This is a genomic window from Pseudoxanthobacter sp. M-2 (assembly GCF_046156265.1).
Classification (GTDB): Bacteria; Pseudomonadota; Alphaproteobacteria; order Rhizobiales; family Segnochrobactraceae; genus CAMDHY01.
This window is the reverse complement of the sequence record NZ_JAWDIR010000043.1, coordinates 344,338-355,847: the sequence shown is the minus strand read 5'-3', so window position 1 is coordinate 355,847 and position 11,510 is coordinate 344,338. Positions and strand designations below refer to the sequence as shown.

Here is an 11,510-nt window from a genome sequence, read left to right as displayed (position 1 = left end):
TCGCCGCGGACTGAGGAGGGAGGAGCGTCATGAGCTCGCGACCGGAAGATGATCCGCTCGACCGCCACGCGCTCGTTGTCGCCGTGTGGCTCGCCGGCGGCTTCGTCGCGGCCACCCTGCTGTCGATCGGGCTCGACCGCGGGTCCTTCGTCCTGACGCTCTCGGCCTTCGGGGCGGCGCTCGCCGCCTTCATCGGCCACGTCATCGTCAACGAGGTGTTCCGCACGGTCTTCACCTCGCGCGAGCTCGGGCTCGGCCTCGTCGCCGCTGTTGCGGGCCTGGTGGCGATTGGCCTCGGCGGTCTCGTCTCGCCTGAGTTCCGCGCGAGCGGCTTCCTGCCGGCGAGCCTCGGTCTGATCGGCCTCGCCACGGCGGTCGTCGTCTACATGCTGATCCGCCACGGCGTGCGTGGCGCCTTCGACGCCTTCGACGTCATCCGCGACTTCCGCCGATGACCAGCCTCCTTGTCGTCCTCTTCGGTGTCACGGCCGCCTACGCGGTCTATATCGCCGCTCTGTGCGCGCGGCGGCGGCAGACGCTGGTCTTCGAGGCGGAGGGTCTTCCTGCCTGGACCTTCATCTTCGGATCGGCCGGGATCGTCTTCGCGGGCCTCGGCCTCGATAACCACCTCGCGCTCGCCGCCCGCTATGGCCTGCAGGCGAGCCACCTGGCGGTCGGCCTCGTGATGGTCGCCCTCGCCGGCGTGCTCGTGGTCAAGCGCGTCGTGCTCGCCGCCCGCCTCACCGGGATCGCCTCGCCCGGGGCTCTGATCGGCGGCTACTACGGCAGCGTCACGTTGCGGATCGCGGTTATGATGCTGGCAGCCCTCTATGCACTGCCGTTCTCGGCAGCCGCGCTGGCCAGCGTCGGCGACCTTCTCTCGAACGCCACGGCGGGCGCTCTGCCGCGCGCCGGCGTGATTGCCGTGGTCGCGGTCTTCCTGTTCCTGCCCTCGGTGCTCGGCGGCTGGCGCGCGATCGTCTATGTCGCCGCCGGCCAGTCGCTGATCGTCCTCGTACTCCTCGCCTTCCTCGCGGTGGCGGTCTCCGCCGATCAGAGCGTGCCCTTGTTCGGCGCCGCCATCCCGACCGCGGCCGGCATCCTGGCCGACCGGATACCGGGCGTGTTCCAGGCTTCCGCCGGCATCGGCAAGGAGGCGACGATCGGCGGCCTTTGGACGACGACCGGCATCCTTTCGGCCGCACTCGCACTCGCCGGCATCGTCCTCAGCCCCGCCTACCTGATGCTCGCGATCGGAACGCGCGCCCGCACCGCCATCGCCTTCAGCCAGACCTGGGTGACGGGCGGCATCGCCGCCGGGCTCCTCGTCGTCGGCACGCCCATCCTCGCGGCCGCCCTCGCTACGTCCGTCGGGGCCGATCCGGCCGCGGCGATGGCCGGGCTGGCGGAACGGCTCGCGGCCACCGAGCCACTGCTCGGCGTTGGCCTTCTGCTCCTCGTCGTGGGCGTCGTGCAGATCGGCGTCGCGCTGTTCGCGGGGGCGGCGGCCCGCATCTTCACCCAAGAGGCAGTCGTCCTTTACATGCTGCCGCAGCTGTCCCCCGAGGGCGAGCGGCTGGCCACCCGCATCGCGCTCGCCGTCGTCTTCGCGCTTCTGACGGCAATGGCGGTGTTCGCGCCGCTGCCGTCGGCGATCCTGGCGTCGCTGGCGCTGCCGCTGTCGATTCAGGTGCTGCCGGCGGTGCTCGGGCTCTGCTGGCTGCCCTGGCTCAGCCGCAGCGCCGTCCTCGCCGGCCTCGTCGTCGGTTGCCTGATGGTCGTCTTCACCGAGCCTCCGGGCCTCGTCCTGTTCGACGGCCTCTTCGTCGAGCTGCCGTGGGGGCGCTGGCCGCTGACCATCCACGCGGCCGCCTGGGGCCTCGCCTTCAACCTCGCGGCGACCCTCCTCGTCGCGATCTTCACCCGCGGGGGGGCCGAACGGGATCACCGCGACCGCCTGCACGATGCCTTCCGCGCCGCCTATCCCGCCGATCTCGGCAGCGGCGCGGCGCGCAGCGCGAAGTGGTCGCTGGTGCTGCTGTGGGCGTTCCTGGCGCTCGGGCCTGCGGCGATCCTCGGCAACACGTTCTTCTCCGAGCCGATCTTCGCTGGCGGCCCGGCGCAGGTCGGACTGCCCTCGCTGTGGGTCTGGCAGGTGCTGTTCTGGTTCGTCGGCGTGTTCCTGATCTGGTGGCTCGCCTACCACGGCCGGATGGCCGTGATCGAACCCGGCCCCGCCCGACGGGTTGCCCTGGATGCCGGGCCGCCGTCGACGTTCCACCGCCGCGCGCCGGTGTGGATCGAGCGGACGCTGGCGCGGGTTGCCAGACGATGACCGGCGGGACGACCCAATGAGCGCGCGCGAGCAGGGGAGCGGGCTTGATCTCCGGCGGCTGCGCTACTTCGTGGCGGTCTGCGAATCCGGTGGCTTTTCGCGCGCGGCGACGGTGATCGGCGTCGCTCAACCGGCGCTCACCCGCCAGGTGAAGCTTCTCGAGGGCGAGGTCGGTCTGCCCCTCATCATCCGCACGGCCCGCGGCGCAGAGCCCACCGAGGTCGGGCGCTACCTGCTGGCGCACGCGCGTCAGCACCTCGAGGGACTGGACGGCATCGTGCGCGAACTGCGTCGGCGCTTTTCGGACGTCGGCGGCCCCGTGGTCCTGGGCGTGTGCCCGACGATTGCGCCGTTCTTCCTCACGGGGGTCATCACCCATCTGCGGGAAGCCCATCCCAATCTGTCGCTGTCGGTCATCCAGGCCTACAGCGGCGATCTGCAGAGCCTCCTGGAGGGCGGCCGCCTCGACATCGCCCTGACCTACAGCCCCCGCGACCGCGGAGGCTGCGAGGTGATCGATCTCTTCACCGAGCAACTGGCGCTCGTTTGCGCCCGCCCGCTGGAAGGTCAGGTGGACTTCGCCGCCGCGGCGCGCCGCAAACTGGTCCTGCCGAGCCGCATCCACGAGCTTCGACGCATCATCGACACCGTTTCCGCCCGCGCGGGCGCGTCGCTGGTGCCCGATCTCGAGCTCGATTCCCTCGATGCCGTGAAGGGTGTGCTCGCAGAGGGCGCCGGCGATTACGCCACGATCCTGCCGGAGCACAGCGTGCGCGCCGACGTCGAGGCGGGGCGGCTCTTCTGCCGACCGTTCGATCATCCGGAGATGCGGCGCACCATCGCCATCGTTCGGCCAGCGGCTGCCCGAAACCGCAGCGGCGCCGACGTCATCGCGGCGTTCGTCGCGGCGCACAGCCGACAGCTCGAGCCCGAGGTAGCGACGGCATGACCAACCGGCCAGCCATCACGCGACGCTATCGCCCGTATAGGAAATCGCTCGTTCCGGCCCGGTTTCCCGTGTGGAAGAAAGACGAGGACAGGCGGACGAACGGCGGGGCAGCGGCAGGCCCGGCTCCCGGTCTCCAAGGCACCAGATCAAGGTTCGAGGGATGATGAAGAGTTTCGACCCGACGGCCGACTACGCCGAGATCCGCGAGGGCGTAGCGCAGGTCTGTGCACAATTCCCAGGGGAATACTGGCGGGTCCTGGACCGCGAACGTGCCTATCCAAAGGAGTTCGTCGACGCGCTGGTCGCCGACGGCTATCTCGCGGCGATGATCCCGGAGACCTACGGCGGCTCCGGCCTCAACCTGACTGCGGCGGCCGTGATCCTGGAGGAAATCCACCGCAACGGCTGCAACGCCGCCGCCTGCCATGCGCAGATGTACACGATGGGCACCGTTCTCAGGCACGGCAGCGAGGCGCAGAAGGAGGCCTATCTGCCGAAGATCGCCTCAGGCGACCTGCGCCTGCAGGCCTTCGGCGTCACCGAGCCGACGAGCGGCACCGACACCCTTGCCCTGAAGACGACAGCGAAGCGCGAGGGCGACGAGTACGTCATCAACGGCCAGAAGATCTGGACGTCCCGCGCCGAGCACTCCGACCTCATGCTGCTTCTGGCCCGCACCACGCCGCGGGGGGACGTCAAGAAGCGCACCGACGGGCTCTCGGTGTTCCTGATCGACCTCCGGGAATGCGTCGGGCACGGCGTCACCATCCGGCCGATCCGGACGATGATCAACCACTCCACCACGGAAGTCTTTTTCGACAACGTTCGCATTCCGGCCTCCTCGCTCGTCGGCGCCGAGGGGCAGGGCTTCCGCTACATCCTCTCGGGCATGAACGCGGAGCGCATCCTGATCGCCGCGGAGTGCATCGGCGATGCGAAGTGGCTGCTCGAGAAGGCTTCGTCCTACGCCCGTGACCGCGTCGTCTTCGGTGCGCCGATCGGCAAGAATCAGGGCATCCAGTTCCCGCTCGCCCGCGCCTATGCCCACATGCTTGCCGCCGAGGCGATCGTCTACCGCGCGAGCGGCATGTACGACGCAGGCCACGACCCCGGCGTCGAGGCGAACACGGCGAAGATGCTCGCCGCTGACGCGAGCTGGGAGGCGGCAGAGGCCTGCATGCAGACCTATGGCGGCTTCGCCTTCGCCGAGGAATACGACGTCGAGCGCAAGTTCCGGGAGACGCGCCTCTACCAGATCGCGCCGATCTCGACGAACCTGATCCTCTCTTTCATCGCCGAGAAGGTGCTCGGCCTGCCGAAGTCCTACGGCTGACCCCACGGCCGCGGAGCCCCCCATGATCGCCCCCGAGACCCTTCACCGCCTCGTCGCCCTCGCCATCGTCGATGCGTCGTCGCTGCCGGCGAGGGCGCTGCAGATGGCGCGCTTCTCGCTGTTCGACTGGATGGTCTGCGCCCGTGCCGGTGCGGACGAGCCCGCCGCCCGCATCGTCCGCGACATGGTGCTCGACGAGGGCGGCCGCCCGCAGGCGACGCTCGCCGGCACAGGCGGGAAGGTGCCGCCCAGGGCGGCGGCGCTGGCGAACGGCACCACCTCGCACGCGCTCGACTATGACGACACCCATTTCGCCCACGTCGGCCATCCCTCGGTCGGCATCTATCCCGCCGCCCTCGCGGTGGGTGAACTGGTCGATGCTCCCGGCGCCCGGGTGGTGGAGGCGTTTCTCGTCGGGGCGGAAGCCTCCTGCCGCATCGGCATGGTGCTCGGGCGCGGCCACTACGAGCGCGGCTTCCACCAGACAGCTACTGCCGGTGCTTTCGGGGCCACCGTCGCCGCCGGCCGGCTGCTCGGGCTCGACGCGGGGCAGATGGCGAACGCCCTCGGCCTCGTCGCGACCCGCGCCTCCGGCCTGAAGTCGCAGTTCGGCACCATGGGCAAGCCCTTCAACGCCGGCATCTCGGCCGCGAATGGCGTCGAGGCCGCGCTTCTCGCCACCCGCGGCTTCGTTTCGGCCCGTGACGGCGTCGGCGGCCCGCAGGGCTTCGTCGACACCCATGCCGACACCGTCGACGAGGCCGCCGCCTGGGCCGATCCGCCGCCGGAGAGGTTCGTCTTCGAGGACGTGAAGTACAAGTTCCACGCCTGCTGCCACGGCACCCACGCGATGATCGAGGCGCTCGCCAGGCTGCGGCGCGACGGCGCCACCGTGGGCGTCGAGCAGGTCACGCTGCGCACCAACCCGCGCTGGCTGAAGGTCTGCGACATCAAGGACCCGCGCACCGGTCTCGAAGTGAAGTTCGCCTACGGCCACCTCGCCGCAATGGTCATCGACGACGTCGATACCGCGGCCGAGTCGACCTATACGGACGCGCTCGCGGCCGATCCGCGCCTCGCCGCGCTCGCGGCGAAGGTGCGGGTCGTCGGCGATCCGTCGGTGAGCGACACCGGTGCGGTGGTTTCGATCACCGGCGAGGCCGGCACGGCCGAGATGTTCCACGATCTCGCCGATCCGATGCCGGCCGAGGTGATCGCCGCCGGGCTCCTGGCAAAGGCGCGGGCTGTGATCGGCGGCGCGGCGGCCGACCAGTTGTGGTCAGCGGTCGACACCCTCGACGGCTTGACGGCCCGGACGCTCGCCACCCATCTCGTCGTGGATCCGGCGTGAGCGCGCCATCGGCCTCTCTCGCCGAGCGGTACGCCCACTGGATCGGCCGGCGGACCGTGCGGGAGGACGTCGTCAGCCGGCGACTGCTCGACGAGTACCGCGCCACCTTTGGTGACGCACTCGCCGAAGCGCCTGTCCCGCCCGGCGTCTTCTGGTGCCTCGCGCCGGAGATCGTCGGCGCCGGCGACCTCGGAGGAGACGGCCATCCGCGGCTCGGGCTGTTCCTGCCCGATCTGCCGTTCGAGCGGCGGATGTGGGCGGGCGGCGAGGTCGTTCTTCACGGTGCCTTTGCCGCAGGCGACGGCGTGACGAAGACCTCGGTGATCGAGAGCATAGCCTTCAAGGACGGCTCCACCGGCCCGCTCTGCTTCGTCGCCGTGCGCCACGCCTATGCCGTCGGGGACCGCGTCGTGGTCACCGAGCGCCAGGACATCGTCTATCGGCAGGCGGGGACGCGGCGCCCGGATCCCGCACAGCGCCCTTCGGATCGGCCGGCCGCGGCCTTCCGCGAGGTGCGGACGGCGACCACCACGCAGCTCTTCCGCTATTCGGCGATGACCTTCAACGGCCACCGCATCCACTACGACGTCGCCTATGCGACTGGCGTCGAGGGTCACGGGGGGCTCGTCGTGCACGGTCCCTTGCAGGCGACGCTGATGCTGAACCTCGCCGCCCGTGCAGCCGGTCGGGAGCCGGCGCGCTTCGCCTATCGCGGGCTGGCGCCGCTCCATGCGGGCGAGAGCTTCGCCGTGGAGGCGGACTGGACGGAAGACGGCGAGATGGCCCTCGCGGTCCGGCCCGAAGCCGGCGGCGTCAGCATGGCGGGAACGGCTTCGTTCTGAAGGCCTGCCAGATCACTCGCCGGCCACGACGTGCTTGCGCTCGGCCGCCTGGGCCCGCGTTGCGAACTCGCGCCTGAGCACCTCCGTGTGCTCGCCGACGGCCGGAACCGGGCCGAAGCTCACGGGCGCCTCCCCGGGGAAGCTCGCACCCGGGGCGAGAAGCTCGATCTCGCCGCCGTCGGTGCGGACGGTGATCAGGTTGTTCTGCGGATGGTGGACGAGATCGTCGAGGCTGGAGAGCCGGCCATAGGCGATGCCGCCGGCCTGCAGCCGGCCGATCGCCGCCTCGCGCGTCAGGGTCCCCAGCACCGCGTGGACCGCCGCCTCGAGAGCCTCGAGGTTGGCCACGCGGGCGATGTTGGTGGAAAAGCGCTCATCGGTCTGCAGCGCCGGGTCCTGCAGCACGTCCGCGCAGAAGCGTGCCCACTCACGCTCGTTCTGGATCGCGAGCAGCACCTGCTTGCCGTCGCCGCAGGTGAAGACCCCGTAGGGCGCAATGGTCGGATGGCGCAACCCGACCCGTTGCGGCGGCTTGTGGCCATAGCGCGTCTGCAGATAGGGCACGTTCATCCAGTCGGCGATGGCATGGAACAGCGAGACCTCGATGTGCCGTCCCTTGCCCGTGCGGCCGCGCTGGATGAGCGACTGCAGGATCGCGGCGTAGGCGGTCAGGCCGGCGGTGATGTCGCAGACCGAGATACCGACGCGCACCGAGGCGTCCGGTGTGCCGTTGACCGACAGCAGGCCGCTTTCGGCCTGCACGAGCAGATCGTAGGCCTTCTGATCGCGGTAGGGGCCCTGGTCGCCGTAGCCGGAGATCGAGCAGTAGACGAGGCGAGGGTGGAGGGCGCAGAGTTCGGCTGCCCCGAGCCCGAGCCGGTCGACCGCGCCGGGCGCGAAGTTCTGGATGAAGACGTCGGCATCGGCCACGATCGTCTGCAACAGGGCAAGGTCAGGCTTGGACTTGAGGTCGAGCGCGACGGACTCCTTGCCCCGGTTCAGCCAGACGAAATAGGCGCTCTGGCCTTCCACCAGGCTGTCGTAGCCGCGGGCGAAGTCGCCCTCCGGGCGCTCCACCTTGACGACGCGCGCCCCGGCGTCCGCGAGCTTGCAGGAGGCATAGGGCGCGGCCACCGCCTGCTCGAGCGATACGACGAGCAACCCCTCGAGATCCGCCATCCGAAACCTCCCGCGTCCCGGGCGAGAATAGAGGAGGGGACCCCGGCGGGAGAAAGACGGCGTTCCTTGACAGGCTAGAGCTTTTCTCTCTAGCGTCCCGGCCCGCGCGGTGGCCGTTGCAGGGTGGCCCTTGCAAGGTGGTCCATGGACGTCAAGCATCTGCGCTACTTCATCGCGATCGCCGAGGAGGGTTCGCTCTCGGCGGCGTCACAGCGCCTCGGCGTCGCCCAGCCTTCACTGTCCCAGCACGTCATCCGCATCGAGCAGGAGCTCGGCGTGACGATCGTCGACCGCTCGCCGCGCGGCGTCGTCCTGACGGAATCCGGCATGGTACTCCTGCGCCACGCCCGGGAGATCTGCGCCTCGATGACCGCCTGCATGGACGCGGTGCGTCAGTCCGGCGGCACGCCGCACGGCCTCGTCGCCCTCGGACTACCGCCCTCCGTGTCGATGGTCCTGTCCGTGCCTCTCGCCCAGACGGTGCGGCTGACGCTGCCGCAGGTGAAGCTGCAGGTGATGGAGGCGATGAGCGGCTTCATCAAGAAGTGGCTCGACGACGGCACCGTCGACCTCGGCTTCCTCTACGACGTAGAGGAAGTCCGGCATCACGAGATCGAGCTCCTGATGTCGGAGGACCTCCACTTCTTTTCGGCGCGGGAGGATTGGCCGCTCGCGGTTCCGCCCGGCGAGCCGGTGCCGCTCGCGGAGGTCGCCAAGCTCCAACTGGTGCTGCCATCGCAGCGGCACGGGCTCAGGAAGACCATCGACCGCTTCGTGCGTGACGCAGGTCTCGAGCTCGACGTGTTCCTCGAGATGGACGCGCTCAGCCAGATCAAGGACCTCGTCCTGCGCGGCAGCGCCTTCACCATCCTCGCGCCCGCCGCGGCGCACGATTGCGTCGACCGCGGTGAGCTCGTCTCGTCCCGCATCGTCGACCCGCCGTTGACCCGGCCGGTCTATCTCGCCCGCAACAAGGCACGACCGGAGAGCCTCGCGGCGCGCAAGCTGCAGTTGATCATCCGCGAGGTCGTGACAGATCTCGTCGGCCGCGGCATCTGGAAGGCGTCCGAGCGGCCCGTGGCGTAGCCGGATCAGGCCGTTCCCGCCTCGGCGAGCGCTGACCGGTCACCTTGAGGCAATCTGCAAAGGTCGCGTGGCAAGGCGCACCAAACTGGCGGATGGGGTGTCTGTCCGCCATAGCTCCAGGGCCGTCCGTCTCTGTCCAGTGCGCGGTATAGGTCGACAGAAACCGTGGGTCAACGCGTCTGGACACGTCCGCTGACTTCCGCCACAATCCATCACTGATTTGTGGGCTGGATTGTGGGTGCCTCGGGAGTGGCTGTGGCGGATGGCTCGGGATTCGAACCGACTGACGGCTGTCGCGGTCCGCAAGCTGACGGCGCCAGGTCGGTACGGCGACGGCGGCGGCTTGTGGCTGCAGGTCACATCCACCGGAAGCCGCTCGTGGCTCTTCCGATACATGCTGAGAGGGCGCGCGCGTCAGATGGGGCTCGGGCCCGTCGACCTCGTCAGTCTCTCGGAGGCGCGCGACGCGGCGAGGGATAGCCGGCGCCTCCTGCTGCAAGGCGTGGATCCGATCGACGCCCGAAACGCCGATCGACAGGCAACCATGTTGCAGACCGCGCGCGGTGCCTCGTTCCGTGAGTGCGCAGAGCGCTACATCGAAGCTCACCAGGCCGGTTGGAAAAATCCGAAGCATCGGGCGCAGTGGTCAAGCACGCTAGAGACCTACGCCTTTCCGGTGCTCGGTGGCCTCCCGGTCTCGGACATCGACACGGGGCTCGTGCTCAAGGTCATCGAGCCGATTTGGTCGACCAAGACCGAGACGGCCGCCAGGTTGCGGGGGCGCGTCGAACTCGTCTTGGACTGGGCGGCCGCTCGTGGCTACCGGGACGGCGCAAACCCCGCACGCTGGCGTGGGCACTTGGACAAGCTCCTCCCTGCCAAATCCAAGGTGGCACCGGTCCAGCACCATGCGGCGCTGCCGTTCAAAGACATCCCAGCGCTCGTGGCGTCGCTTCGCGAGCGCGATGGCACGAGTGCGCGGTGCCTCGAGGCTGTGATCCTGACCGCTGTCCGTACCTCGGAAGCGCTAGAGGCGACCTGGAGTGAGATTGACCTTGCCGAGGCGTCATGGACCATCCCGGCTCGTCGCATGAAAGGCGGTCGCGAACATCGCGTGCCGTTGTCGCCTCGCGTCGTTGACATCCTCTCTGCGCTGCCGCGCGAAGGCGAGTTTGTGTTTCCGGGCGCGAAGGCGGGCCGGCCGCTGTCGAACATGGCGCTGCTCACCGTGCTTCGCCGGATGGGGCGAGAAGACCTCACCACGCACGGCTTCCGATCGACCTTTCGGGATTGGGCGGCGGAGACAACCGCATTCCCGAACGAGGTGGTCGAAATGGCTTTGGCGCATGCGATCACGTCTGACGTGGAAGCGGCCTACCGACGGGGTGACCTGTTTCCCAAGCGCCGAAAGCTGATGGAGGCGTGGGGAATGTACTGCACAGGCCGACAATAAACGCCCGTTCCTTAGAGAGGTATTCCGATGGAAAAATCTGAATGGCGGCTACCAGTGAGGTGGAATGGCAGCGACACGAGTTTGCCAGAAAACACGAAGATTAAGATTAAGAACTACCTTCCGATGATTGATCCTGACGACATTGAACGAGATGTATTCTTCTATGTTGTGCAGCGGGATGGCGCCGCTGACAACCGCACACCGTCCGATGTTATTTCGACTATCTCTGATACGCGGGCCACACTAGTGGCGGCGCTCACGCAAATTTTGTCACCGGAGTTTCTACAGCTGGAGCGCGTTTTCGTGGCGGCGGCAAAGGATACGGACGGAATGAAGCATCTCAGCAATTTACAGACTGACCTCATGGAGGCCATTCAGTTGCTTGATAATGCAAAGCAACATATTCCCGCTGGCCGGCAAGTGTCGCCGCGCGAGCGCTTAGTGCGCCTTATGGCTCAGCGATTGATTGACGCGGGCATCACGCCGACGCCAAAAGGCGGCGGAGATTTATTTCGCCTCGTCACGCTTGTTCTGGAGGGACTAGGGGAAAGCACGGTAGAACATCCCGTTGAAGTGCGAAAGCTCCTTCAGAATGCATTCGGACTGCGGAAGGCGAAGTCGGCTAGCGTGGCGCCTTCACGTTCCGCGGACAAATAGCGGAATGACGCGACGGGAAATGTCCGTACAGAGTTGATGCGCCCACCAGCCGCGTGTGCATAATCCGAAGCCATCCGATGCAACCCGACAGTGTTCGGGAAGGACAGGGTGGTTTCCCATGCAGCAGATTTTGCGCCTCCCCGAGGTGAAGCGAGCTACCGGACTAGGCCGCAGTTCGATCTACGCGCACATCGCCGAAGGCAGGTTTCCGAAGCCTGTTCCGCTGTCGGGGCGCGCTGTCGGGTGGCTCGAGAGTGAGATCGCCGCCTGGCAAGCGTCCCGCGTTGCTGCTCGCGACAACACTTGCAAGCAGGCGGCTTAGCAG

Annotated in this window: 11 protein-coding genes; 10 read left to right on the top strand and 1 reads right to left on the bottom strand. The window is 68.3% G+C overall.

Annotated features, from left to right (window positions below; genetic code table 11):
* The first annotated feature begins 29 nt into the window (after positions 1–29).
* The 6 genes from RUR49_RS19335 (at position 30) to RUR49_RS19310 (ending at position 6,810) form a co-directional block, all read left to right on the top strand.
* Positions 30–455: a hypothetical protein gene (locus RUR49_RS19335; RefSeq protein ID WP_409148039.1), complete on the top strand. Its 426-nt coding sequence runs from the start codon at positions 30–32 to the stop codon at positions 453–455.
* Positions 452–2,335: a hypothetical protein gene (locus RUR49_RS19330; RefSeq protein ID WP_409148038.1), complete on the top strand. Its 1,884-nt coding sequence runs from the start codon at positions 452–454 to the stop codon at positions 2,333–2,335. Before RUR49_RS19335 ends, RUR49_RS19330 begins: the two co-directional genes overlap by 4 nt.
* Before the next feature lie 16 nt (positions 2,336–2,351).
* Complete coding sequence (locus RUR49_RS19325; RefSeq protein ID WP_409148037.1) at positions 2,352–3,284, top strand: LysR family transcriptional regulator; 933 nt, start codon at positions 2,352–2,354, stop codon at positions 3,282–3,284.
* Between the two features lie 163 nt (positions 3,285–3,447).
* Positions 3,448–4,617 carry an acyl-CoA dehydrogenase family protein gene (locus tag RUR49_RS19320; protein WP_409148132.1) on the top strand — a complete coding sequence of 390 codons (1,170 nt, stop codon included), beginning with the start codon at positions 3,448–3,450 and terminating at the stop codon, positions 4,615–4,617.
* 22 nt (positions 4,618–4,639) lie between these two features.
* Positions 4,640–5,968 carry an MmgE/PrpD family protein gene (locus RUR49_RS19315; RefSeq protein WP_409148036.1) on the top strand — a complete coding sequence of 443 codons (1,329 nt, stop codon included), beginning with the start codon at positions 4,640–4,642 and terminating at the stop codon, positions 5,966–5,968.
* Positions 5,965–6,810 (top strand): MaoC family dehydratase N-terminal domain-containing protein, encoded by an 846-nt coding sequence (locus RUR49_RS19310; protein WP_409148035.1) that lies wholly within the window; start codon positions 5,965–5,967, stop codon positions 6,808–6,810. Before RUR49_RS19315 ends, RUR49_RS19310 begins: the two co-directional genes overlap by 4 nt.
* Positions 6,811–6,822: 12 nt before the next feature.
* Here RUR49_RS19310 and RUR49_RS19305 read toward each other — a convergent pair whose 3' ends face one another.
* The gene (locus RUR49_RS19305; RefSeq protein ID WP_409148034.1) at positions 6,823–7,989 is read right to left on the bottom strand and encodes a CaiB/BaiF CoA transferase family protein; all 1,167 of its coding nucleotides are present in this window, start codon (positions 7,987–7,989) and stop codon (positions 6,823–6,825) included.
* 144 nt (positions 7,990–8,133) lie between these two features.
* Between RUR49_RS19305 and RUR49_RS19300 the strand changes: the two genes are divergently transcribed.
* The 4 genes from RUR49_RS19300 (at position 8,134) to RUR49_RS19285 (ending at position 11,507) form a co-directional block, all read left to right on the top strand.
* Positions 8,134–9,075, top strand: a complete 942-nt coding sequence (locus RUR49_RS19300) for a LysR family transcriptional regulator (RefSeq protein ID WP_409148033.1) — start codon at positions 8,134–8,136, stop codon at positions 9,073–9,075.
* Positions 9,076–9,337: 262 nt separating this feature from the next.
* A complete protein-coding gene (locus tag RUR49_RS19295; protein WP_409148032.1) occupies positions 9,338–10,528 on the top strand; it encodes a tyrosine-type recombinase/integrase in 1,191 nt (396 codons plus the stop codon).
* A gap of 27 nt (positions 10,529–10,555) precedes the next feature.
* Positions 10,556–11,185 (top strand): hypothetical protein, encoded by a 630-nt coding sequence (locus RUR49_RS19290; RefSeq protein ID WP_409148031.1) that lies wholly within the window; start codon positions 10,556–10,558, stop codon positions 11,183–11,185.
* Positions 11,186–11,303: 118 nt separating this feature from the next.
* The gene (locus RUR49_RS19285; RefSeq protein WP_409148030.1) at positions 11,304–11,507 is read left to right on the top strand and encodes a helix-turn-helix transcriptional regulator; all 204 of its coding nucleotides are present in this window, start codon (positions 11,304–11,306) and stop codon (positions 11,505–11,507) included.
* Positions 11,508–11,510: the final 3 nt, after the last annotated feature.